Raw genomic sequence first — 22,158 nt, 5'->3', positions numbered from 1 at the left:
CTCACCCCGTGGCGAGCGCGTCCCGGTACCCGATCGCGCGCTGCTCGGCGGCGACGGCGTCCATCACGTCCAGGACCGGCTCGACGGTGAAGGCGAACGCCGCGAACACCGTGCAGAGGTAGTGGAGGTCGCCCGGGCTGTCGGTCTCGATGACCGCGTAACCGCCGAACTCACCGACCCGTACCAGGAACTGGTGGAAGGTGAGGCTCTCGGGCATCGTCCAGCCCGCGAAGACCTCCAGCACGCGCTTCTGCGCGGCCTCGTACTCCGCGGCCGAACCGGTCGGACGCTCCCGCCAGGTCACGACGTACTTCATCGTCTGCTCCCCTCGGCCGATGCTCAGCGAGGGCACCCTGTCGAGGACCGCGGAGCCGTGCAAGACCATCCGACCGCCTCTGGACAAATCTGACAGCGACTCTCATTCTGTAGAAGCTATCGATTCGTAGCGTCTGTCAGGAGGGTCCGCCATGACGACTTCCCCCGATCCGCGGCGGTGGTGGGTGCTCGGCGCCCTGATGCTCGCCGTCGTCCTCGTCGGGCTCGACTCGACGATCCTCAACGTCGCGCTGCCGACCCTCGCCGCGGACCTCGGCGCGTCCACCGCTCAGCTGCAGTGGACGGTCGACGCCTTCGTCCTGGTGCTGGCCGGCCTGCTGCTGCCGGCGGGCGCGGTCGCCGACCGGCTCGGCCGGCGACCGGTGCTGGTCACCGGGATCGCGATCTTCACCCTCGGCTCGCTGGGCGCCGCCTACTCCGGGACGGCGACCTGGCTGATCGTCACCCGCGCCGTCATGGGCATCGGCGCCGCCGTGATCATGACCGTGCCGCTGGCCGTGCTGCCGTCGATCTTCGAGGCGGACGAGCGGCCGAAGGCGATCGCGTCGGTGACCGTGGCGCTCGGGCTCGGTCTGCCGCTGGGGCCGATCCTCGGCGGCTGGCTGCTGCAGCACGTGTGGTGGGGCTCGGTCTTCCTCATCAACGTGCCGCTCGGGGTCGTGGCCGCGCTTGGGGTCGCCGTCCTGCTGCCGGCGTCCCGGGAGACCTCGCCGTCGGCCCTTGACCTGCCGGGTGCGGCGCTGTCGACCGCCGGGCTGGTCGGGCTCGTGTATGCCGTCGTCGAAGCGCCCGTGCGCGGCTGGACGAGCGCGCCGGTGGTGCTCACCGGGCTCGCGGGGATCGCGCTGCTCGCCGGGTTCGTCGCGTGGGAGCGGCGGACGGCGACGCCGATGGTCGACCTGGCGCTGCTGAGCCGGCCGCGGTTCACCTGGGGCACGGTCAGCGCAACGGTGGCGATGTTCGCGATGCTCGGCCTGCTGTTCGTGGTGCCGCTGTACCTGCAGTCGGTGCGCGGGTTCGACCCGCTGGGCACCGGGCTGCGGCTGCTGCCGCTGATCCTCGGCCTGGTCGTCGGCGCGAAGGCCGGCGAGCGGCTGACCGTGGGGCTGGGCGCGCGCGTGCCGGTGGCCGCCGGGCTGCTGGTCATCGCCGCGGCGCTGGTCTGGGCCGGCGCGACGCTCGAGGTCGGGACGCCGTACGCGCTGATGGCCGGCTGGCTCGGGCTGACCGGCGCCGGGCTCGGGCTGACCATCACCCCGGCGATGGACGCGGTCCTCGACGAGGTGCCGGAGGAGCACAGCGGATCGGGGACCGCGCTCACCATGGCGCTGCGGCAGGTCGGCGGCGCGCTGGGCGTGGCCGTGCTCGGCAGCCTGGCCAGCGCCGCCTACACCGGCCGGCTCGACCTCACGGGGCTGCCCGCGCCCGCGGCCGAGGCGGCGCAGGAGTCGGTGACCGCGGGGATGGCGGTCGCGCAGGGCAACCCGGCGCTGGCGGCGTCGGTGTCCGCGGCGTACGTGCACGCGATGACCGTCGTCCTCCTGGTGACCGCGGCGGTGGCGGTGGCCGGTGCGCTGGTGGCGGCGCTGCGGCTGCCGGCCCGCGGTTCGTCGCCGTCCGCCGATCGGGAGTCGGTGACAATCGCGGCATGACGGAGGGGCTGCGCGAGCGGAAGAAGGCGAAGACGCGCTGGGCGATCCAGGAGCACGCGATGCGTCTCTTCGGCGAGCAGGGCTACGCGGGGACGACGGTCGACCAGATCGCCGCCGCCGCGGAGATCTCGCCGAGCACCTTCTTCCGCTACTTCGCCACCAAGGAGGACGTCGTCGTCCAGGACGAGTACGACGACCTCTTCGTCGAGGCGTTCCGGCAGGCCGGCAGGTCGCCGAAGCCCGTCCGGACGCTTCGGGAGATCCTCGCCGGGACGCTGGCCGTCGTGCCGGAGGACGCGTGGGAGCTGAGCGCGGCGCGGGCCGCTCTGGTGCGGCGCGAGCCGGCGCTGCGGGCGCGGTCGCTGGAGAACCTGCTGGCGGTGTCGGACCAGTCGCGGATCGCCCTGGCCGAGTCGGCCGGCCGGCCCGCCGACGACCCCGCGGTGATGGCGCTGGTCGGGGCCTGCATGGGGGTCATCGCCGGCGCGGCCCTGGGCGCCACGGACTTCGGCGACCTGCACTCGTTCCGCACCCGGCTGGACGACGCGCTCGCCCTGCTGGAAGACGTCGACTGGTTCGGCTCCTCCGGCCGCTGACCTTCTCTCCCGGCATGCCGGAGTCCCAGGTCTAGGCAACCAGTTCCGCCCAGAACGGACGGTGCCCCGGCCGAAGTCGACCGGGGCACCGTCGCCCCGTTCGGCGATCTTCCGCTCAGGGGCAGGTCTCGTCGCGCTTGACGACGCCCAAGTCGATCTTCCCCTCGGCGTCCCCGGTCACCTGTTGACCCGCGGGAATGTTCTGCGTGCAGACGATCCAGTTGGAGTCGATCGCCTGCAGACGCGACCCGCGCAGGTCGTGCGAGACGCTGAAGAAGACCCCGAACGTCTGGATGAGGTCCTGCGCTGATTGCAGATCCATGCCGACGACGTCCGGCATCGGGAAGTCGACACCGGCCGAGGTGGGCGCGGCCGGCGGCGGGGTTGTCGCCTGCGTGGGCGCGAGAGGCTGCGGGGCTACGCTCGCCGGAGGTTCGGCGGTCGTCGTGGAGGCAGTCGTCGGAGCGGCGGCCGTGTTGGTGTCCGTGGAGTCCTTCCCGCGGCCGGCGAGGGTGCCACCGATGACCACGATCGCCAGCAGGGCGACCCACACCCAGGGGTTCTTCCATCCCGACTTCTTCTGCGGAGGCTGCGGAGGGGGGAAGGCCGGTTGCCCGCTCTGCATGGGCGGGTAGGGCTGTCCGGGCATGGGCTCTCCGGGGGGCGGCGAGCCGTAGGGCGGGTGCGTCACGTGCGTGTCCTGTCGGTGATCTGCGGAGGCGGTTTACAAGCGCCGACCGCTGCATCGGCGAACCCCCGTCGCGGCCAAGGTGACACACGGAGGGCGAGAGCCGCGACTTTCCGGACGAATTCGTCCCGGAGACGGCGCAGGCCTCCCAGCGGTCACAGAAAGCTCACTACCGCCATCTCGCCGAGGCGCGTCGGCGGTGAAGTCCGTACGGCGCTTCGTCACCGGATTCAGTAGCCGCTACTCGCAGCCATCATCGGCGAGACGATGAAGAAGACGGCTGCAGCCACCGAGTACCAGAACCAGATCGCAACGTAGTTCTTGATGGACTGGAGCGCCTTGGTCTGGCGGTGCAATTGCCGGGCGTGCTCGAGGCGGAAAGCCGCTGCCTTCCCTTCCTCGGTGAACTGACCTGCGTCGCATCGACGCCGTCGCTCCCTGCTGAGCTGGTTCTGGTCGGCCGCCCTATGTCGGCGGCCAGCGACCGCTCGCGGCCGCTGCAGCTCCGCACGCACGTCCCCAACCCGACGGCAACGATCCGGCTGCTGCTCCGGAGGACGCGCGACGGGACGCCCCCTCCGCGCTGGACCTCCTCAAGTCCCCAGGGTCAGCGGCGGCGGCGTGCCGCCCGCTGCATCGCGCTGGTCGCGGCGGCCGGGTAGAAGGCCTCGGCGTCGAACGGGCCGCCGAGCCAGTCGGCGAGGTCGGCGTGCTCGGGATGCCTCGGATCGGTGAGCACCTCGAGCAGGCGCCGGTAGCCGTGCGGGCCGCCGCAGTCCTCGGGTGGGCAGGCGCGGGCCCCGTCCAGGCAGGCGGGAGCGGCCGCGGTGGCGTGGCGCTCGAGCCGGACGTCGTGCTCCCAGCCGTCGCCGAAGTCGTATTCGTAGCTGAACACCGTGCCGTCGGCGAGCGACCCGACGGTGAGCTTCCGGGGGTCGGCGAGCTCGTCGTCGGCGTCCTCGAGGTCGCCGTACGCGACGCCGTCCACCTCGAACTGCCACAGGTGGCGGTCCTCCCAGCCCAGGGCTGCCTGGAGCAGGCCGTGCAGCTGCTCCAACGTCGTCCGCGCGGGGACGGCGACCCGCCGCCAGACCGGCGGCTCGACGCCCTTGAGCGTGATTGTCAGCTCGACGGCCGGCACGGACTTCGCCCGCTGCGGCGGCTCCTCGTGCAGCAGGGCGGCGCGGGCCAGCGCGACCGCCGAAGCGGTCGGCTCCTCGTCGAGGGCCCGCCGGCCGAGCAACCCCAGTCGGGAGAAGACCGCCCAGGTGTCGCGCGCTGCCAGGCTCGCCGCGAAGTCGTCGAGCGGCCGGCCGGTGCGGCCCTCGACCCAGCCGAGCACCGCCATGCCCTGCGCGACGGCGACGTCGGGACGGCGCCGGCCGGCGGCGACCGCGAGCAGCCAGAGCAGGCCGGCGTCCCGCTCGGGTTGGCCGCGCCCGATCGGCAGGTGCGTCGCGATGTGCCGCCACAGACCCACCGGGTCGTCGAGCAGCCGGGTGCCCACGGTCGTGCGGCGCAGTTCCTGCCGGTACACACGCACGAGCCCGAGCTGCCGGGCCGACTCCCGGAGGTCGAGGACCGGGGCGGTCAGGTCCTCGCGGTACCGCTTACCGGGCCAGTCGTCGATCCAGCCGAGGGCCCGCATCGCCTCCTCCACGACCGCCGTCGGCAGGAAGCCGGCCGGGGTGAGCCGAATGCCGGTGCCGATCCGGCCGAGCAACCAGAGGTACGGAGTGACGACGTCCGGCTCGGGAGCCGGCGGCTCGCCGTCGAGTCCAGCGTCCTTCACCACCCGGAGCAGCTCCGCGCGGCGCGATCCGCGGAGCCGGGCGACGACGTCGGCGACCTCGGGTCTCATGCCTGCCGAGCCTGCCAGCCCGCAACCGAGTGAGCGCTCCGCTACGACTTGCGGCGACGAACCGGTGAGGCCGGTGGGCTCGGTGCGATGCGTGAGCACCGTCACCGCCGACCCGGCACGCCTACCCGGGGCGAGGGCCGCATTCCGTCACACTTCCCGCCATGCGCCTGGCGGTGTGCTCCTCGAAGGGCGGCGTGGGGAAGACGACGACGGCGGCCAACCTCGCCGTCGCCCTGACCCGGCACGGCCGCGTCCTCGCCGTGGACGTCGATCCGCAGGACAGCCTCGGGCGGGCCTTCGGGGTGGTCGCGAAGACGGCGGACGACAGCCTCGCCGGCCTGCTCGAGGATCCGACCGCGGACCCGCGCGCCGTCGTCCGGCACGACGTCGCCCCAGGGCTCGACGTGATCCCGGCTCATCCGGTGCTCGAGACCGTCGCCGCCCAACTGGCCGCGGCAGGCGGGCTGACCACGAGCGTCCGGCGGGCGCTGCGACCACTGCTCGCCGACTACGACCACGTCGTGCTCGACACCCGCGGGGACCTCGGTGGCCTGACGCTCGCAGCGGTCGCCGCCGCCGACTCGGTGCTGGCCGTGTTCACGAACGACCCGGGCTCGGCGATCGGGGTCCTGCGGGTCGCCGCCTTCGTCCAGCAGCACCAGGCGTACGAGAACACCTCCGCCGTCCTGACCGGTGCTGCCTGCGTGCTGTGGGACCAGCGCGGGCGGGCGGCCCGCGAGGTCGCCGGCGCGCTGGAGGGCACCGGGTTGCCGATCTTCGAGACCCGGGTGCCGATGTCGCGCCGTGTGGTCACCAGCACGCTGGCCAAGCGCCCGATCACCCTGTCCAGCCCGGCCAGCCCGGCGGGGTCCGCGTACGCGGCGCTCGCCGACGAGGTGCTCGCCGCCGCCGAGAGGATCCCCGCATGACGACCCGCCGCAGCTCGCTGCAGGACGAACTCCTGGCCGATCTCCGGACCGCCGCGCCGATCCCGGTGACGCCTGCAGAGCCGGCGGAGGCGCCATCGGAGCCGGCCACAGTGCCGGCGGAGCGTCGCAATCCGACGTTCGAGATGCAGGTGACGCCGCTGCGCTGGGCCCGACCGAAGGTCGCGGCCGCGCCGGAGCGCGGAGCCGGTCTGCTCGTCAGCGCGGGTCCGCTACGGATCCAGCTGAGCGGCCTCAAACGCTGAGCGCTCTTCATCGGCAGATGGCTGGTCGGCACGCGTTACCCTGCGAGTGAGGCCCTACGGTGCTTCCGTGCGCGGTCCGCTCAGCTATGACGACATCGAGCGGCTGGAGTTCTCCGCCCGGACCCCAAAGGCGCACCGCGCGGCGGCGCAGACGCTGGTCACCTGGGCAGAGGAGCCGCACCCGCAGGACGACGACGTCACTCCTGCGGAGTTCCTGAACGCAGCCGCGTGGCATCTCGCCGCTGCTGGCGACGATGACGCCGCACTGCAGATGCACCGCCGCGCGGTCGCCGCTCCGGGGCACGTCGAGCCGGACGCCCGCTGCTACCTGCACCTGGCACTGCTGCGCGCGGGCCTACGGGACGAGGCCGACCGCATCGCCGACGAGGTCCGGCGTGCGGCTCCGACGAGCGCCGACGTCTACGTGTTCATGGCGGAGAACTACGAGATCACGGGCGACCTGAAGCAGACCCATCGCTGGCTGGCCATGGGAACGTCCCGCCTGCTCCCACCGGAAGCCCGGCCCCCTGCCGACGACGACTACCGCGCGCTCCTCCTGCTGCGCTCGCGACGCCGCATCCGGCAGCAGCTCGGCTTCCCGGAGGACGACCTGGACCCGCTCGTGCCGGTCCGATGGGCCGAGGACGACGAGGCCTGATCGAGCCCCCGCCCTTCCGGCTCACCCCAGCGGCGGGGTGAGCGAGGGCGGCGCCGCAACGTCATGACCCATCCGGTGGATCTTCCAGCGGCGGGGCGGCGAGCGGCTCAGCAGGGGGAACGGGTCAGCGGCTGTCGCCGAGCCGAGACGAGACGGTCGAGCGACGACCCGGTTGCGCACGATGACCGCGGCAGTGCACGCCAGGCCAGTGTGATCATCCGGACGCGAGCGTGGGTTGGTGAGCACCGCCTCCATTGCCCCAAGTCGCCGGCCGGATCGCCCGTCGCCCACAGATCACCGCGTCCGCTCTCCAGCCGCCTGGTTGTCCCCTACGCTCGCCGCGGGCACCGGGAGGGACGCCGCGTCGCGAACAGGACGCTAGCATTGCTAGCAGGAGGTGGGACGGTGGCGGCGATCAGTGTGCGTGGGCTCGACGAGGACGTGCGCGAGATGCTTCGGGTGCGCGCCGCGCGCAACGGTCGCTCGATGGAGGCCGAGATCCGCGCGATCCTGACGGCCGCGGTTCGGGAGGACGAGCCGACCGCCGATCTCTTCGTCACCCTGCTCGATCGCTTCGCCGAGTACGGCGGGGTCGACCTGGCGGTCCCGCCACGCACGTCACCTGCGCGAGCGGCCGACTTCTCCGCATGATCGTCGTCGACACGAACGTGGTGTCCGAGCTGATGCGACCGTCGCCGGCGCCACCGGTGGTGGCCTGGCTCCGAGGTCAGGCCCCAGGATCCTTGGCGACGACCGCGATCACCCTCGCGGAGATCGGGTTCGGCCTCGCACGCCTGCCCGAGGGGCGCCGTGCTGCCGAGCTGCGGCAACTCGCCGAAGACGTGCTGGACGCGTTTCCCGCCCAAGTGTTTCCGTTCGACACTGCTGCGGCGCGCGCGTACGGCGACATCGCCGAGGCACGCGAACGGGCCGGTCATCCCATCGCCGCTCTCGATGCACAGATCGCTGCCATCTGCCTCGTTCGTCGGGCGCGGCTCGCGACCCGCAACGCCAGAGACTTCGCCGGGACCGGCGTCGAGCTCGTCGATCCCTGGTCGGCCTGACTCTCACGCGGTCACGACGCGGATCGGCTCACCCGCCAGCCAGGCGGCGACGTCGTCGACGGCGTCGCGGTAGAAGACCTCGTAGGTCTTCTCGGTGACGTAGCCGAGGTGCGGGGTGAGGACGGCGCGGCGCAGCTCCCGCAGCGGGTGGTGCCTCGGCAGCGGTTCCTGGTCGAACACGTCCACCCCGGCGCCGTGGATCGCGCCGCCACGCAGCGCCTCGACCAGCGCCTGCTCGTCGACGATCGGGCCGCGCGAGGTGTTGACCAGGATCGCCGTCGGCTTCATCAGCGACAGCTCCGCGCGCCCGATCAGCCCGCGGGTCCGGTCCGACAGCTGCAGATGGATCGTGACGACGTCCGCAGACGAGAGCAGTTCCTCCTTCGACACCCGGCGCACCCCGACCTCGGCGGCGCGCTCGTCGGTGAGGTTCTGGCTCCACGCGACGACGTCCATGCCGAAGGCCTGGCCGATCCCGGCGACACGTGACCCGAGCCGGCCCAACCCGATCACACCCAGCGTCCCGCCGGCCAGGTCGAGGCCGACCGTCTGCTGCCAGCCGCCGGCGCGCACGGCAGCGTCCTCCTGCGGCACGTGCCGGGCGACGGCGAGGATCAGCGCCCAGGTGAGCTCCGCCGTCCCCGACGGGTGCGCACCCGTGCCGCACACGACCACGCCGCGCTCGGCAGCGGCCGCGACGTCGATCGACTTGTTGGTCCCGCCGGTGGTGACCAGCAGCTTCAGGTTCGGCAGCCGCTCGAGCAGAGCGCGCGGGAACGGCGTCCGCTCGCGCATCGCCACGATGACGTCGAACGGCTGCAGCCGCCGGACCAGGGTGTCGACATCGTCGACGTGGTCGGCGAACTCCACCACCTCGACCGGCTCGCGCAGCCGCGACCAGTCGGCGTAGCTCGCGGCCACGTACTGGTAGTCGTCGAGGACGGCGATCCGATGCACGTCGCCGTCCTACCGCATGCCTGGCCTGAAGCCGAGCCGGCCGGCCTCAGAACCGGCGGGAGGGGAAGACCTTGAGCAGGGCCGGGTCGTCGTCACTGCAGTGGCCGTTCGGGCACTCGAAGCGGATCGCGATCCCGATGCGGGCGTGCGTCCGCACGTGGACGTCCCACAGGAGCCACCCGATCCGTGGTCGCTCGTCGTCGAGCGACAGGGTGATGACGCACTGCGGGCAGCGCGCGGGCGTGACGCGCTGCTCGACGGAAACGCGTCCCTGGACGACCTCGGTCGTGCCGCTGGCCATGCATCGGTATCGACGTTCGACTTGAGAGCCTCAAGTCGAACGGCGTGGACGGCGGTGATCGGTGTACCACGCGACCACCGTCGTCACTCGCGGCTCCCCGGCGGGCGGCGTGGAGAGCTATCGGCGCGCGGCGTCGACGGCGACCGGCTCCCGCTTCGCCCGCTGGTGGTGCATGTCGCGCGGCGTCGTCAGCACCACCCGGGTGCGCTCGTCGAGCTCCGCCGGGTCGAGCAGCCCCCGCTCGGCGAGCAGGGTCTCCAGCGCCTCCAGCCACCGGTCGTAGTAGCGCCACTCCTCACCGGTGCCGGCGTCCTCCCACGCTCGGATGGCCGCGATCAGCGCCTGCTGGAACTCCGGCCAGTCGTACTGACCGCTCTGGTGCGCGGCCAGCGCGAGGGCGAACGCGCGGATCTCCCACGCCGTCTCGAACGCGACGTCGCCGTCCTCGGGCCGGATCTGCTCCTGGTGCGGGAGCTCCAGGAGCAGGTGCTCGACCCGGCGCCGGGCGGCCTCGCGGTCGTCCCGCGACGTCACGCGCGCGAAGGCGCCAGCGGCTGGCCGACGCCGATCAGCGAGTCACGGGTGACCAGCTCGGCGAGCTGCTCCTCGTTCAGGTTCTCCGTCCCGGCCGGCCGCTGCGGCAGGACGAAGTAGCGCAGCTCGGCGCTGGAGTCCCACACCCGGATCTCCACCGACTCGGGGACGTCGAGCCCGAAGTCCTCGCGCAGCACCCGGCGGGGCTCGCGGACCATCCGCGCGCGGTACGGCGGCGCCTTGTACCAGTTCGGCGGCAGCCCGAGCACCGGCCACGGGTAGCAGGAGCACAGCGTGCAGACGATGACGTTGTGCACCGTGTCGGTGTTCTCCACGGCGATCATGTCCTCGCCCTGCAGCCCGCCGATGCCGAGCTCCTGGCAGGCCTCGGTCGCGTTGGCCAGCAGGCGCGCCTTGTACTCCGGGTCGGTCCACGCCTTGGCGACGACGCGGGCCCCGTGGTGGGGGCCCACCTCGTTCTCGTAGATCTCGGCGAGGCGGTCGATCGCGTCGGTGGTCATGACGCCCTGCTCGATCAGCATCGACTCGAGCGCCTTGACGCGGGCCGCGATCTCCTCCTCGGAGCGCTGCGCGGCCTTGGGGATCGGCAGCGGGGTCTCGGTGGTCATCCGGCTTCTCCTCAGGCGTTGTGGAGTGGATCAGGCCTTCTCGAGGTAGGGCTCCCAGACGTCGAACGTCACCGTCGAGTTCGGGTCGCCGTGCTCGCCCCACAGGTCGGTGGCGCGGAAGACGACGGTGTAGACGTGCTGGGGGTCGTCGCCCTGGCCGTTGCCGGCGCTGTCGGGGTAGATGAAGGTGCCGTGCGCGGCCTCGATGGTGCCGGTTCGGCCGCGGATGTAGCGCGCCCGGCGGGTGTGGCCGAACGGGCTGTCGTCCTTGATGCGGACCCGGTCGCCGACGGCGAACTTCGCCGGCTTGTCGGACTCGCGGCGGGCCGGCACGCCCTGGCGGACCAGCGTCTCCATGAACGCGGCCAGCTCGGGGTCCCGCTTCTCCGGCACCGGGGCGTCGGGGTTGTCGAGGTAGTACTGCGTGCGCCGCTCGAGCTCGTCGGGGTCGATGACGCCGGCCTTCACCGTGTAGTGCGTGGCCGTGTGCAGCCAGTGCTCGTAGTACGGCGAGAGCAGGTACTCCGCGGGGTGCATCTGCTCGATGCCGTAGCGGAACTCGTCGACGCCGAAGTAACCCTTGACGGCGTTGGTCGGGAACAGGGCGAAGCAGACCTTCTCCCAGTCCGCGTGCCAGACCGGTTCGTCCTTCTCGACGACGACGGGACCCAGCCCGTCCGTGCCGCCGAGATCGTGCACACCGTTCATCCGCTTCTCCTCCGCTCGGAGCACGGCGACCAACGGGGGTGGTGGGGTCAGCAGACACCCGAGGGCGGAGCGATGTCCAGATGCCGGTCAGGGGAGCCGGACGAACTTCTCGCCGTCCCAGCGCCAGCGCACGGTGAGGGGTACGGAGGGTCCGCTCGCGTGGCTGTCGTTCGGCCCATAGGCGTGCATCCGGGCGACGACGTCGCCGTCCTCCACCGACAGCCCGTCCGGGTCGTACAGCGGGGCCAGGATCGTGTCCTTGCGCAGCGCGCGCGGGCTGGGCAGGACGCCGAGCTCGTCGCCGTCGGCGGCGAAGACGTGCACCTCCTGGAGGACGCCGTTCGACGGCTGCGGCGAGCACTGCAGCAGGACGACGGTGTCCGGTGTGCCGTCGCCGTCGACGTCCCCGCCGGCCTCGGACTCGTAGGCGACGTCGTAGTGGTCGTAGCCGGACTTCGTGTCGGCGGGTACCCGCGCGACGCCGTCCTCCAGGGTGGCCCGGAAGCCGTCCGGGTCGACGCCGTCGCAGGTCACCGTGTACGTGGTGTTGCGCCAGTCGGTCGGGGTCGGTGCGCTCGGAGCGCTTTCGGTCGGGCCACAGCCGGCGAGCAGGAGGCAGACGGCGAGGACGGCGGCCGACTTCCCCGCCACGCTTCCCCGGTGGCCGGTCATGACTCGAGAACGACCGTCAGCGCCCCCTGGTTGTCGACCAGGCAGCTGTCGGCGTCGTTGATGCGCAGGAAGAGCGGTCCGCCGGTGGCCGAGGAGATGGAGTCGCCGACCGGCACGACGCCCCCGTCGGTTCCCACGCGGCCGAGCAAGGTCCCGTACGGATACGGCCAGTCCCGACAGCCCGGGTAGATGGTCGCGTCCGTGGCAGCGTCGTACCCGGCCGGGCCCACCTCCGCGAAGTTCCGGTAGTCCACCGTCCAGGAGCCCGAGACGCGGACGGCGTACCGCCGGCCGGCTTCCAGGACGACGGGAGCCTGCACCCACCCGGCCCGGGAGTCGACCTCGACCGTCACCGGCTCCGACTCCGGTTCGGAAGCACCACCGGACAGCGCCCCGTTCCCCCAGGCCAGAAAGCCCTCGGGGACGTCGACACAGGTACCGGACTCCAGCTGCGCCTCGAACCTCAGGACGTCCCCGGCCGGCAGCGTCAGGTCGACGTCGACGCCGTTCCGGTCCACGGTGAGCCGGTCGACCGTGTCGCCGTCCACGAGGACTCGCACGGTCGTGACGAGGTCGGCCGGGGCGAAGTCCCGCGGACCCAGGAGCGCGGTCAGCCGCGTCCGACCGCCGAGGGGGTACTCGGCCCAGGCCGTGCTGCCGGAGCAGCCCACCCACTGCGTGGTGGAGTCGGCAGCCTCGGCACCGGCCACCAGTGCGTCCACGGGTTCTCCAGAGGGGCCGTCACCCCCGGAGCCGAGGAGCAGTTCGTGCAGCGCGATCGCGCCGTCCGGGAGCGGGGGTGCCGTCGGCGCGGTGGGCACGCACCCGATCAGCTCGTCCACCGCGTCGGGCAGGCCGGACTCGCCGCACGTCAATCCCACCGGGAACCGCTGGAGCTCGCCCCAGCCCGATGCCAGCCGCTTGAGGACGAGGTAGGTCCAGTCCGTTCGCGCCACCGGCAGCCCGACGCCGACCACGTAGTCGTCGGCGCAACCGCGCAGCTCGTACCCCCCGAAGGTGCCGTCGGCGTTCAGGTCCGGAGCTGTGAACTCCGCGACGGCGGCAAAGGCCTCGTTCCCGGAACAGGGGTCGACCACGGTCGGGATCCAAGCGCGGATGGCCTCGGCGACCATCGCGGCGAACCGCGCGTCGCTCGTCTCGGTGACGTGCGTGCACGTGGGGGGCAGCGACACGGCGTTGAGGACGATCGCACCGCAGTCCACCACGCGCGAGCCGCCGAGCGGGTCCTGCTGCTCGTTCGATGCGCCGTAGCGAGCCGAATCGAGGCCGACGACGGCATCGCCGACGCTGTACACGGGCAGCTGCCAGAGGACCACCTGGTAGGTGAACCGGATGTCCGCGGCCAGGGTGCGGACGTGCACGCCGGCCGGCCACTGCGGGAGGTCCGCGAGCTTGCCCGCCGGTTCGCCCTTCGACTCGACGAACGCCTGACCGGCAGAGCTGTTGAAGAGCTCGTCGACGAGTTGGCACAGCGGCCGGCCGGCCCAGGCACTGACCCGGATCAAGACCTCCAGCTTGAGGGACAGGTGAACACCGGCTCGCTTCGCCGCGCACACGGCCTGAACGGTCCGGCCGAACAGGTTCTCGGCCTCGGAGGCCTCGGGGCCGGGACGCAGGATGCTGCCGAGGTTCGGCGTCCCGATGGTGACGACCTGTCCGGCGGCGGCCGCCACGTCGGGACCGTGTGAGCAACTGGGCGTCAGTGCGCACCGGATCAGCAGGCCGCCCATGGAATGGCCGACCAGAGCGACCTTCCCCGGCCCGCCGGCGTCCGTGGAGGCCTTCGCCAGGCACTCGATGTGCTCGGCCAGCTCGAGCGCGGCCATGCTGTCCGGGTTGTTCTGGATCCACTGGGTGCTCTGCCCGTGGTAGTCGAAAGGCGGGACGACGAACGTGTTCGGGGCGCCCGGCAGCTCCTTGCCGCGGGGATACAGCTCCTTGTTCCAGTGCTCGCCCTTCGAGCGGAAGCCGTGCACGAGGAGCACCGGGACCTGACGGCCCAGACCGCCGGTGTCGCAGGACGCCGCGACCGCCGGGCGGGTACCGGCCAGCACGGCGGCGACCAGGAGGAGGCCCAGCACGGCGGCGAGCGCGTGGCTCACACGGTCGAACTGCTGATCACGTGCCATTCCCCCGCCTCCAGGCCCAGGTAGAGGACGAGCTCGGCGGACTGCGCGCCGCTCACGGTGGCGGCCACCACTGCGTCGACGTCGCCGGTCTGTGTGAAGGACGCCGCGTCGATGGTCAATGTGGCGCCGGGAGGCACCAGCGGCGCGGGTGACTCCAGGAAGGCCGCGGCGGCGTCCTCCGTCAACGCCTCCGCGACCCGTGCGGGTTCCGGGTCGCCCAGCTGTGCGGCCAGCTCATCCGCCTGCGGCTGGGTCAGGCGCGGGGCCGCGGCCGGCGTCGGCCCGGCGCTGCCGCTGTCACCGGAATTACTCCAGAACCACCACGCGGACGCTCCGGCGATGATCAGCAGCACGGCCAGGACGCCGATCAGGACACCGCGCTTCCCCGCCCACAGACCTCGCCGGACAGCCATGGTTCCCCCCGGCCGGCACGATGTCTTCCGCGCTTCGGGCCATCGAAGACCTCCGACCGCTGGAGCACCAGACGTCCGTGCGTGCCTCGGTTACCGCGTGCCGGCCTCCAGCAGCGATGCTCGACCCGATGCGGAGGGTCAGCGGCACGCCGGGGTGTCGCTGGATGGCGTGGGCGGTCTGAACGTCCGCCCTGCTCGCACTGGTATGGAGGGCAGTGGAAGGCGCGCGGACGGCGGCGCGCCCGCCAGCCTCCAGCATGGGGAGCGCCCGATGGCCGTTCGGCACGCCAGGTTCACGTCGGCCGCCGCGACCGCAGGCCTCACGGCTGCCGCCCTGCTGGTGTTCCCGCAGCAGCTCGCCCCCGCCGTCGGCACGCCCTCTGCGTCGTGGGCCGACGTGTCGTGGTCCCACGCCGAAGCGGCGAGCAGCGCGCCCTCCTCGGTGCCGATGCCACCCACTCTGGCTCCTCCGGAGGGTGCGCCCGGCGACGCTCCCGTCCCTCCGGCGCAGCCGCCTCCTCCACCGGCGCCGGAGCCCGCACCCGCCCCCGAACCGGAGACCCGGTCCGTCGCGGTGGACACCGCCCTCGCGTCGGCGCTGACCGCCAGCGGCATCCCCGCCACCGCGCTCGACGCCTACACGCGCGCGGCCGAGGGCGCCCCGAGCGGCTGCGGTATCGGCTGGCCGCTGCTCGCGGCGATCGGCCGGGTGGAGTCCAACCACGGCCGCTTCGCCGGGGCGGTCCTGCACACCGACGGGCTGTCCGCGCCGCCGATCGTGGGCATCGCGCTCGACGGCGTCGGCACCGCGCTGATCACGGACACCGACGGCGGCCGGCTGGACGGCGACACGGTGCACGACCGCGCCGTGGGACCGATGCAGTTCATCCCGTCGACGTGGCGGACGTTCGCCCGCGACGGTAACGGCGACGGCCGCGAGGACCCGTTCAACATCTACGACGCGGCCGCCGCGGCCACCGCGTACCTCTGCCGGGCCGGCGGGGACCTGTCCTCGACGGCAGGCATGGCCCGTGCGGTGTTCGCGTACAACCACTCGAGCAGCTACGTGGCCCTCGTGCTGCGCCTGGCCGCGACGTACGCCGGGATCGAGCCGCCGGTTCTCCCGCCGACGGTCATCGAATCGGCGCCGGCGCCGGTGCCGCCGGCCGCTCCCCCGGAGCCGCCGGCGATCGAGCAGTCGGCCGCCGCTCCCCCGGCGCAGGCCCCGGCACCCGAGACGACCCCGCCGCCCCCTCCCGAGCCGGCAGTCACCCCGACGACACCGCCGACCACTCCCCCGGAGACGACGACACCGGAACCCACGACACCCGAGCCAACTTCTCCGGAGCCGACCTCCCCCGAGCCGACTTCCCCCGAGCCGACTTCCCCCGAGTCGACTTCGCCAGAGCCCACTTCCCCGGAGCCCACGACACCGGAGCCGACCCCGACCTCCACGTCTCCGGCTCCCACGTCGACACCGGCCGCCGCGGACACCACCACGCCGGAGGCGTCCCCGACGCCTACGCCAACGCCCACCGGAGAGTCCTGCCCGGTCCCCCCCGAGGCGTCGGTCGTCGTCGACATCCTGAACACGACCGGTGATCCGGCGGTGGCCGACGAGGCCGCCGACCTCCTCGCGGTCCCCGGCGTGGTGGTCGGCACGGTCACGACGACCGGCGACGCCACAGCCAGCGCGATCGCCTACCCCGCCGCCGAGCAGGAGCAGGCCTCGCTGCTCGCGGAGGCGCTGGGTGCCGCGGACCTCCTGCAGGCCGCCGACGTCCCGCACGTCACCGTCGTCCTCGGCCCCGATGGCCTCGAGTCGCTCCTGGTCTCGCTCGAGCAGTTCGCGGGCCTCCCGGCGCCCGACTGTGAGCCGGCCGGCTGATCCGGGCACGCCGTGGACGCTCCCGGCTGGCCGCGACCGGCCGGCTCAGGCCCCGTCGTGGCACTGGGCAAACTCGTGGCCGACCAGGTGCTGGAGCTGTCCGAGCCCCTGACCATCGGCGGCCAGCAGCGCGTCGTACGGACGACCACGGCGGGCGGGGCGCCGGCCAACGTGACGGCGAACCTGGCGCGACTGGGTGTCCCGGCGCGGCTGGCCGGCTGGGCCGGCGCGGACCCGCTGGCCGACGGGCTGCTCGCGGAGCTCGTCGGGCGCGGCGTCGAGACGGCGCTGGTGCGCCGCGGCCGGACGCCGCTGTCCACCGTGCTGGTCCATCCGGACGGCGAGCGGACGCTTCTCACCGACCGCGGGGGGGGGTGCGCTCGAGCCGGACGACGTCAGTGCCGGGTGGCTGGCCGGTGCCGCGGTCGTGCACCTGGACAGCTACGACCTGCTGCGCTTTCCCGAGGCCTTGCGGACGGCGGCGTCGCTGGCGCGCGAGGACGGTGTGCCGGTCAGCGCGGACGTCGCGGCTGCCACGCGGATCCGGCGCCACGGTGTCGACGGATACGTGGACCTGCTCGCCTCGCTGCGGGCGGGCGTGCTGTTCTGCAATGCGGCCGAGGCGGAGGAACTGGGGCTGGTCGGCGACCTGCCGGGGTGGGCGCCGGAGCTGGTGCTCGTGCACGCCGGTGCGCGGCCGACCCGCGTCGTGACGCGGGCGGGCGCGTGGCAGGTGCCGGTGGAGCCCCTGCCGTACGGGCGGCTGCGTGACACGACCGGCTGCGGTGACGCCTTCGCCGCCGGCGTGCTGGCCGGCTGGCGCGCCGGGGCACCGGTCCTGGAGGCCGTAAGGGCGGGCCACGCCGCGGCCGCGGTGGTCGCCGGCGTGGTCGGCGCCCAGCCTCCGGTGCGCGAGGATGGCGAGTCGCGACGGGAGGGACCGCGATGACCGAGGTTCTGCTCTGCGGCGGCACCGGGGACCTGGGCGGCCGGATCGCCGCGCGCCTGGCCGAACGCGGCATCCCCTTCCGGGCGCTGGTCCGCGCGACGAGCGATGTCGAGGCCCTGCGGTCGCTGGGTGCCGAGCTGGCCGTCGGGGACCTGGCCGACCGGGCGAGCCTCGACCACGCGCTGACCGGCATCCGGACCGTGATCACGACCGCCAACGGGATCGGCCGTTCCCTGGCCGGCGACCGGAACACTTCGATCGAGAAGGTCGACGTCCGCGGGAACGAGAACCTCATCCGCGCCGCCGAGGCGGCCGGCGTCGAGCGGTTCGTGTTCGTATCGGTTGCGGGGCTGACCGACCTGATGGTGCGCCTGGCGCCGTTCATGGCTGCGAAGCTGCGGACGGAACAGCTGCTGCGGGCCTCGCCGATGCGCTCGGTCATCGTGCGGCCGGCGCCGTTCCAGGACCTGTGGCTGTCACCGGAGACGGGGATCCGGCCGGACAAGCGGCTGGCGGTCGTCTTCGGCCGCGGGCGGTCGCTGTCCAACGAGGTCGCGGCGGACGACGTCGCCGAGGCGTGCGTGCGGCTGGCGACGATGGCCGATCCGCCGGAGGAGATCGAGCTCGGCGGCCCGGAGGCGCTGACTCGGCAGCAGGTGGTGGACGCGTTCGAGCGCGCCTACGGCGTCCGGTTCCGGCGGCTTTCGGTGCCGCGGCCGGTGCTGCGGCTCGGCGCACGGGCGCTGCGCCGTCGCAAGCCTGAGCTGGCCTCGCTGCTCGGCATGGCTCTGGCCCGCGATCTGCAGGGCGAGCAGGTCGCGGCCGAGCCGCTGCGCGGGCTGGGCATCGAGCCGCGGGCGACGTCCGACCGCATCACGGCCATGGCGCGCAAGTCCGCCTCCGCTTGAAGGTGCGGCCCGGGGGTTGAAGGCTTGCTACCCGGAGGTGTTCCGCATGCCCGACGACGTCCCCATTCTGCTGCTGGACGTCGACGGCGTGCTCAACGCCGTGTGCGTGGACCTGCCGGAGGGCTGGCAGCGGGGCACCTTCAACGGATACGTGCTGTCGTGGGACCCGACCGTCACCGCCCGCCTGCGGCGACTGCACGAGTCGGGCCGGGTCGAGATCCAGTGGCTCACCACCTGGACGACGGACGCCGACCGGCTGCTCGCCGAGCCGATGGGCCTGCCACGCGGGCTGAAGACCCACGACCGGGACGACTCCGCGCCGGAGGGCTTTCTCGGACGACTGGCCGGCATCACGGGCTGGTGGAAGCTGGCGGCCGCCCGTGAGGTCGCCGAGGCCGAGCCGGACCGGCGGATCATCTGGATCGACGACGACCTGGCCGAGCAGGCCGCCGAGACCGGGGAATGGCTGGCCGCCCATCCGCACGTACTGGTGGTGGCGCCGGACCTCCTCGCGGGGCTCACCCACGAACAGCTGGACGAGATCGAGGCCTGGCTGTGACCGGCCTGATGAACGCACGGAGCCCGCCCCTCCATCAGGAGGAAGCGGGCTCCGTGGTGCCGTGCAGAGTCAGCGAGCGCCGACGCTCCGCCAGTAGGCATTCAGAGCGCCGTTGGTCTTGATGAGCCACACGAGGGGACCGACCAGGATGAGGCAGCCGAGCACCACCCACAGACCGGTCGTGGCAAAGACCGGACGGGTGCGCCCCTGCCGGGCATAGAGGTTGCCGACCTCATTGGGCAGGGCGAACACGGTGACCAGACCGCCGGTGAAGATGGCGAGCACCAGACCGATCGCGCCACCGAGGCCGTCCCCGGAGTGCTGCTTCATCTCTTCGTGCGCAGCGAAGTAGTAGTACAGCCCGTAGATGCCGAAGGTGATGATGCTCAGCCCGATGACCGCCCAGGTGCTACGGATCTTGCCAATCGGCCCCAGCGGGCGGCCGTGCAGAACCGGGGGCATCGGCTGGCTGTAGCCCACCGGTGCATTTTGGGCGTAGGGCGACTGGGCGTACTGCTGCGGCCCCGGCGCGTACACCTGGCCGGTCGGCTCTTCAAGCGTGGACATGGGTTCCCCCCGTACTTGGTCGCCGGCTCGTCCGGCGGTGATCGAGGACACGTAGTGAGTCCGTAGCCACTATCGGCAACTTCGGGCCCTACACGAACGCGCCGACCATCACCAGTCGCTGTGCCATCAAAGCGAGTGCACCGTCACGGCTGTCACAGGTGACTCACAGGAGCGCGCTCGTCGAGCACCGCCTGCACGTCCGCGGACAACGAGACGTCGACGAACAGCTCGCCGAGGTTGAAGTCCTGCCGCCTCGAGCGTTGCGCGCCTCGTCAACCGTCTCTGCCTCCGCGGTGGCGATCCCACACACACGTGCAATCAGCGTTGCGGGTGCGCTGTTGAGGTCGACAAACCCACCATCGTCAAAGCCCCGCCCCAGGTCTGGGCGTCCAGTACCCAGTTCACGGGCGAGACCGGGATCGGCAGACCACATTCTCCGGGCGTCATCACGCCGTTGTCGGGCAGCGACGCCCGAGCCACCATGGGTCCGCGCCGACCGGCAGCGCACGCGGCGTCGCATGAACCTCTCGCCGGAGGTCTCGGAGCTGGATGCACGTGACCAGCAGCACTGATGCTCCAGGAGGCCGCCGCTCAGCCCGGCGGCTCAGCCGGGAATCCGACTTCAGGCCTCGCCGCCTGGCGACATGACTACGGCAGCCCGCGTAGCCGCTGGGGGCCATTTGAACTGGGTCCCGATCCACCACCCGGAGCCCGCGTGGGGCCTCCCGTCCGCATCGGCGCCGACGACTGCAGGCGGCGCCTCGAGGAGCCGGCACAGGGCATCGACCCGCGATCGGACCCCATTGTCCTACGGCTGCAGACGGCCGCTACCGCGACTCGGCATCCTCCTGCGCCCCTGGCACGGGAGGCTGCCGGCGAAAGCCGGGATCGAACCGGTGGGTCATCTCCAGCGCGTCCTCGTCGTCGGCGGCGTGCCGCCCGATCCGGGGCATCTTGAACTCCGCCGTCTCGTCGCGCAGGTGCTTGCCCACGATCGCCATCCTTTCACGTTGGGTATCGACAAGCGTACGGAACGCAGCCGAACGGGCGGGGTGTTCCGCAGCCCGTGTCCTGTCAGGCGGTCGCCACCGAACCGGTGCCGTTGGGAACCAGCTCGATCCAGGTTGTCCCGGGCGCCAGGGTGACTGGCGCGCCGTCCGCTGCGGTCAACGTCACCCGGTCGCCGGTGCCGGGTTTGGACCAGGTGGCCGCGACCGTGTGGCCGTTCGAGGCGACGAGGGCGTCGCCTCCGCCGGTCAGGATGGTCTCCGGGACCGGGTTGCCGGCCGGATCGAGGGCGTCCGTCTGGACGACGTCGACCCGCAGGACGACGACGTTGGTGGCACTGATCTGGCGGCCGTCCGCCTCGACGGACAGGGTGCTGCTCTCGGCGCGCAGCCAGCGGTCTTCGGCGGCGCTCCACGTCCAGCCCGGGCGGCTGATGCCGGACAGCTCGAGCGCCAGGGTGGTGGCCGGCTGCCCCGCGGTAGCCGCCGTGGGTCGCTCATCGGCTGCGGCATAGTCGAACTGGGCGGCGGGCGGGTCGCCGTGCGCGACGTCGGCCTGGGCGACGAGGGCCTGAGGGACCGCGTAGACGTTGTGCGGCGCGCTGCGGGTCGTCGTTCGAGAGAAGCCGTCGGCGCCGGCGTCGTTGCTGAGCACCTGCAAGCCGGCCGCTGCCACGGCGTCGACGTACTGCTGCTGCCCGCCGGAGAAGGCCAGCATTCCGTGCAGTGGCGCCGCGATCGCGGGGTCCATCGGCCGGATCGACCGCACCGGGCCGACCTCGGGCGGGAGATTCGAGTGGTAGACGGCGACGAACCGCGTGATGCCGCCCTCGACGACCTGCTCCCACACGATGTCGGCGGCGTTCAGGCCGGTCTGGGGGCGGGCGTCAATCGAGTTCTCGATCTTCACCGCGAGCCCCGGCCGGGCGGCGACGGCGTCGACGGGGACGCCGGTCAGCGGCCAGGCGCGCCCTGCGGCGTCCGGGGCGAGGAACGGCAGCCCGGGCAGGGGCTGTCCGGCCGCCTGCCACCCGACCACACCGGCCGTCACGAGGATCACTAGCAGGACCGTTCGGAACGCGCGCTTCGGCCTGGAGCGGCGCCGGCCCTTCGCCGGCTTCCTCTTCCTGGCCGCGGGGCCCTTCACGGCAGGTCGGCGCCGGGGCACGGTGGAACGAGGCACCCTTCCTCTATCGGCAGGGCACGGACAGCTCCAGCGGGAGTCGGCCGGGAGCCGCTGGTCAGCACGATCTTTGCCTTTCGGACGCCAACGTGGTGGCCGACCGGCGCAACTTGGCGCCCTACGGTCCAGGTGTTGGCTCGTCGGGCCATCTCGTAAATCCGGTCGGTGGTGGGCTCCTCGAGGACTTGGGGAAGCAACACAACACCACCTATCAACCCGAATCCGCGCTCAGGGATCGCATCAAGATTCCACAGTCAAAGCGGCCGACAGGACTGGCTTCTGGTCAGGTATGGATGAGGACTTCGATCACCGCCTCGTGTTATGCCGCTCATCCGCCCGAGTCCCACTGGACCCAATCCGCACCGCTCGCCCCAGCCTTCCCGACGGGCCGTCATTGGTGAACGACACCGCCCGATATCGCACCTATGGTCCTGGCGGCTGGAACGCCGCCGAGGAGGGGACCGTGGCATTGCCGCTCGAGCGTGGGGATCGGCACGCTCCCGTGCCCCCGCTGCAGAGGGGGCCACGAACGGCTTCGTCGGGCACCGGACACAACCCGAAGCCTCAGCTCATGCTTCTCGCGAGCTGAGCCGGCCCACTGCATGTCGATCGCGCACGTGACGGACACCGATCAAACGGGGGAACACTTGCTGCACCGCTCAACGGTCACCCGCGCCTGCACGCGC

At 72.5% G+C, this 22,158-nt stretch carries 27 protein-coding genes and 2 pseudogenes; 14 read left to right on the top strand and 15 right to left on the bottom strand.

Annotated features, from left to right (window positions below):
* Position 1: 1 nt before the first annotated feature.
* Positions 2 to 316 (bottom strand): DUF3303 domain-containing protein, encoded by a 315-nt coding sequence (locus ACWIYF_RS08760; RefSeq protein ID WP_448627731.1) that lies wholly within the window; start codon positions 314 to 316, stop codon positions 2 to 4.
* Positions 317 to 467: 151 nt separating this feature from the next.
* Between ACWIYF_RS08760 and ACWIYF_RS08755 the strand changes: the two genes are divergently transcribed.
* Together ACWIYF_RS08755 and ACWIYF_RS08750 are read left to right on the top strand one after the other, a co-directional pair.
* Positions 468 to 1,988: a DHA2 family efflux MFS transporter permease subunit gene (locus ACWIYF_RS08755; protein WP_448627730.1), complete on the top strand. Its 1,521-nt coding sequence runs from the start codon at positions 468 to 470 to the stop codon at positions 1,986 to 1,988.
* On the top strand, positions 1,985 to 2,584 hold the full coding sequence (locus tag ACWIYF_RS08750; RefSeq protein ID WP_448627729.1) for a TetR/AcrR family transcriptional regulator: 600 nt from the start codon (positions 1,985 to 1,987) through the stop codon (positions 2,582 to 2,584). Before ACWIYF_RS08755 ends, ACWIYF_RS08750 begins: the two co-directional genes overlap by 4 nt.
* Before the next feature lie 115 nt (positions 2,585 to 2,699).
* On the opposite strand, the gene ACWIYF_RS08745 is transcribed toward ACWIYF_RS08750, so the two are convergent.
* From ACWIYF_RS08745 to ACWIYF_RS08735, 3 genes are all read right to left on the bottom strand, one after another.
* Positions 2,700 to 3,233: a hypothetical protein gene (locus tag ACWIYF_RS08745; protein ID WP_448627728.1), complete on the bottom strand. Its 534-nt coding sequence runs from the start codon at positions 3,231 to 3,233 to the stop codon at positions 2,700 to 2,702.
* A 269-nt stretch (positions 3,234 to 3,502) separates the two neighbouring features.
* Complete coding sequence (locus tag ACWIYF_RS08740; protein ID WP_448627727.1) at positions 3,503 to 3,787, bottom strand: hypothetical protein; 285 nt, start codon at positions 3,785 to 3,787, stop codon at positions 3,503 to 3,505.
* A 92-nt stretch (positions 3,788 to 3,879) separates the two neighbouring features.
* Entirely contained in the window at positions 3,880 to 5,133 is a 1,254-nt protein-coding gene (locus ACWIYF_RS08735) for a plasmid pRiA4b ORF-3 family protein (RefSeq protein ID WP_448627726.1), read from the bottom strand.
* A gap of 161 nt (positions 5,134 to 5,294) precedes the next feature.
* Here ACWIYF_RS08735 and ACWIYF_RS08730 point away from each other — a divergent pair, with 161 nt between their 5' ends.
* The 5 genes from ACWIYF_RS08730 (at position 5,295) to ACWIYF_RS08710 (ending at position 8,047) form a co-directional block, all read left to right on the top strand.
* Entirely contained in the window at positions 5,295 to 6,062 is a 768-nt protein-coding gene (locus tag ACWIYF_RS08730; protein ID WP_448627725.1) for a ParA family protein, read from the top strand.
* A complete protein-coding gene (locus ACWIYF_RS08725) occupies positions 6,059 to 6,325 on the top strand; it encodes a hypothetical protein (RefSeq protein ID WP_448627724.1) in 267 nt (88 codons plus the stop codon). The genes ACWIYF_RS08730 and ACWIYF_RS08725 overlap by 4 nt, the downstream gene beginning before the upstream one ends.
* Before the next feature lie 67 nt (positions 6,326 to 6,392).
* Positions 6,393 to 6,983: a hypothetical protein gene (locus ACWIYF_RS08720; RefSeq protein WP_448627723.1), complete on the top strand. Its 591-nt coding sequence runs from the start codon at positions 6,393 to 6,395 to the stop codon at positions 6,981 to 6,983.
* Between the two features lie 405 nt (positions 6,984 to 7,388).
* On the top strand, positions 7,389 to 7,634 hold the full coding sequence (locus ACWIYF_RS08715) for a FitA-like ribbon-helix-helix domain-containing protein (RefSeq protein ID WP_448627722.1): 246 nt from the start codon (positions 7,389 to 7,391) through the stop codon (positions 7,632 to 7,634).
* On the top strand, positions 7,631 to 8,047 hold the full coding sequence (locus ACWIYF_RS08710) for a PIN domain-containing protein (protein WP_448627721.1): 417 nt from the start codon (positions 7,631 to 7,633) through the stop codon (positions 8,045 to 8,047). Before ACWIYF_RS08715 ends, ACWIYF_RS08710 begins: the two co-directional genes overlap by 4 nt.
* A gap of 3 nt (positions 8,048 to 8,050) precedes the next feature.
* On the opposite strand, the gene ACWIYF_RS08705 is transcribed toward ACWIYF_RS08710, so the two are convergent.
* The 8 genes from ACWIYF_RS08705 to ACWIYF_RS08670 form a co-directional block, all read right to left on the bottom strand.
* Positions 8,051 to 9,004, bottom strand: a complete 954-nt coding sequence (locus ACWIYF_RS08705) for a D-2-hydroxyacid dehydrogenase family protein (RefSeq protein WP_448627720.1) — start codon at positions 9,002 to 9,004, stop codon at positions 8,051 to 8,053.
* A gap of 46 nt (positions 9,005 to 9,050) precedes the next feature.
* Positions 9,051 to 9,305: a hypothetical protein gene (locus tag ACWIYF_RS08700; protein WP_448627719.1), complete on the bottom strand. Its 255-nt coding sequence runs from the start codon at positions 9,303 to 9,305 to the stop codon at positions 9,051 to 9,053.
* A 117-nt stretch (positions 9,306 to 9,422) separates the two neighbouring features.
* Positions 9,423 to 9,839, bottom strand: coding sequence for a nitrile hydratase accessory protein (locus ACWIYF_RS08695; RefSeq protein WP_448627718.1), 417 nt, complete (start codon positions 9,837 to 9,839; stop codon positions 9,423 to 9,425).
* Positions 9,836 to 10,468: a nitrile hydratase subunit alpha gene (gene nthA, locus ACWIYF_RS08690; RefSeq protein ID WP_448627717.1), complete on the bottom strand. Its 633-nt coding sequence runs from the start codon at positions 10,466 to 10,468 to the stop codon at positions 9,836 to 9,838. Before nthA ends, ACWIYF_RS08695 begins: the two co-directional genes overlap by 4 nt.
* A gap of 30 nt (positions 10,469 to 10,498) precedes the next feature.
* The gene (nthB, locus tag ACWIYF_RS08685) at positions 10,499 to 11,176 is read right to left on the bottom strand and encodes a nitrile hydratase subunit beta (RefSeq protein ID WP_448627716.1); all 678 of its coding nucleotides are present in this window, start codon (positions 11,174 to 11,176) and stop codon (positions 10,499 to 10,501) included.
* A gap of 87 nt (positions 11,177 to 11,263) precedes the next feature.
* Positions 11,264 to 11,827, bottom strand: coding sequence for a hypothetical protein (locus ACWIYF_RS08680; RefSeq protein ID WP_448627715.1), 564 nt, complete (start codon positions 11,825 to 11,827; stop codon positions 11,264 to 11,266).
* Between the two features lie 17 nt (positions 11,828 to 11,844).
* Positions 11,845 to 13,998 carry an esterase/lipase family protein gene (locus ACWIYF_RS08675; protein ID WP_448627714.1) on the bottom strand — a complete coding sequence of 718 codons (2,154 nt, stop codon included), beginning with the start codon at positions 13,996 to 13,998 and terminating at the stop codon, positions 11,845 to 11,847.
* Complete coding sequence (locus ACWIYF_RS08670) at positions 13,968 to 14,411, bottom strand: hypothetical protein (protein WP_448628809.1); 444 nt, start codon at positions 14,409 to 14,411, stop codon at positions 13,968 to 13,970. The genes ACWIYF_RS08675 and ACWIYF_RS08670 overlap by 31 nt, the downstream gene beginning before the upstream one ends.
* On the opposite strand from ACWIYF_RS08670, the pseudogene ACWIYF_RS08665 reads away from it, so the two are divergent.
* The 7 genes and pseudogenes from ACWIYF_RS08665 to ACWIYF_RS08635 all read left to right on the top strand — a co-directional run.
* Positions 14,338 to 15,399 (top strand): annotated as a pseudogene (locus ACWIYF_RS08665) (lytic transglycosylase domain-containing protein); the annotation flags it as partial. The gene ACWIYF_RS08670 and the pseudogene ACWIYF_RS08665 sit on opposite strands and share 74 nt — an antisense overlap.
* Complete coding sequence (locus tag ACWIYF_RS08660; protein WP_448628735.1) at positions 15,399 to 16,013, top strand: pentapeptide repeat-containing protein; 615 nt, start codon at positions 15,399 to 15,401, stop codon at positions 16,011 to 16,013. The pseudogene ACWIYF_RS08665 and the gene ACWIYF_RS08660, both read left to right, overlap by 1 nt.
* Complete coding sequence (locus ACWIYF_RS08655; protein WP_448628734.1) at positions 15,994 to 16,299, top strand: LytR C-terminal domain-containing protein; 306 nt, start codon at positions 15,994 to 15,996, stop codon at positions 16,297 to 16,299. Before ACWIYF_RS08660 ends, ACWIYF_RS08655 begins: the two co-directional genes overlap by 20 nt.
* Positions 16,300 to 16,311: 12 nt before the next feature.
* Positions 16,312 to 16,656: pseudogene (locus ACWIYF_RS08650) on the top strand (carbohydrate kinase family protein); the annotation flags it as partial.
* Complete coding sequence (locus ACWIYF_RS08645) at positions 16,631 to 17,248, top strand: carbohydrate kinase family protein (RefSeq protein ID WP_448628733.1); 618 nt, start codon at positions 16,631 to 16,633, stop codon at positions 17,246 to 17,248. The pseudogene ACWIYF_RS08650 and the gene ACWIYF_RS08645, both read left to right, overlap by 26 nt.
* Positions 17,245 to 18,156: an SDR family oxidoreductase gene (locus tag ACWIYF_RS08640; protein ID WP_448627713.1), complete on the top strand. Its 912-nt coding sequence runs from the start codon at positions 17,245 to 17,247 to the stop codon at positions 18,154 to 18,156. The genes ACWIYF_RS08645 and ACWIYF_RS08640 overlap by 4 nt, the downstream gene beginning before the upstream one ends.
* A gap of 46 nt (positions 18,157 to 18,202) precedes the next feature.
* Positions 18,203 to 18,715 carry an HAD domain-containing protein gene (locus ACWIYF_RS08635; RefSeq protein ID WP_448627712.1) on the top strand — a complete coding sequence of 171 codons (513 nt, stop codon included), beginning with the start codon at positions 18,203 to 18,205 and terminating at the stop codon, positions 18,713 to 18,715.
* A gap of 69 nt (positions 18,716 to 18,784) precedes the next feature.
* Here ACWIYF_RS08635 and ACWIYF_RS08630 read toward each other — a convergent pair whose 3' ends face one another.
* From ACWIYF_RS08630 to ACWIYF_RS08620, 3 genes are all read right to left on the bottom strand, one after another.
* Positions 18,785 to 19,333: a DUF4234 domain-containing protein gene (locus ACWIYF_RS08630; protein ID WP_448627711.1), complete on the bottom strand. Its 549-nt coding sequence runs from the start codon at positions 19,331 to 19,333 to the stop codon at positions 18,785 to 18,787.
* A gap of 776 nt (positions 19,334 to 20,109) precedes the next feature.
* Positions 20,110 to 20,283 carry a hypothetical protein gene (locus ACWIYF_RS08625; RefSeq protein ID WP_448627710.1) on the bottom strand — a complete coding sequence of 58 codons (174 nt, stop codon included), beginning with the start codon at positions 20,281 to 20,283 and terminating at the stop codon, positions 20,110 to 20,112.
* Positions 20,284 to 20,356: 73 nt separating this feature from the next.
* Positions 20,357 to 21,349 (bottom strand): DUF3048 domain-containing protein, encoded by a 993-nt coding sequence (locus ACWIYF_RS08620; protein ID WP_448627709.1) that lies wholly within the window; start codon positions 21,347 to 21,349, stop codon positions 20,357 to 20,359.
* Positions 21,350 to 22,158: the final 809 nt, after the last annotated feature.

The sequence above is a fragment of the Geodermatophilus sp. URMC 64 genome, assembly GCF_053502555.1.
The sequence above is the reverse complement of the archived record's forward strand: the minus strand, read 5'-3'. Positions and strand labels throughout refer to the sequence as shown.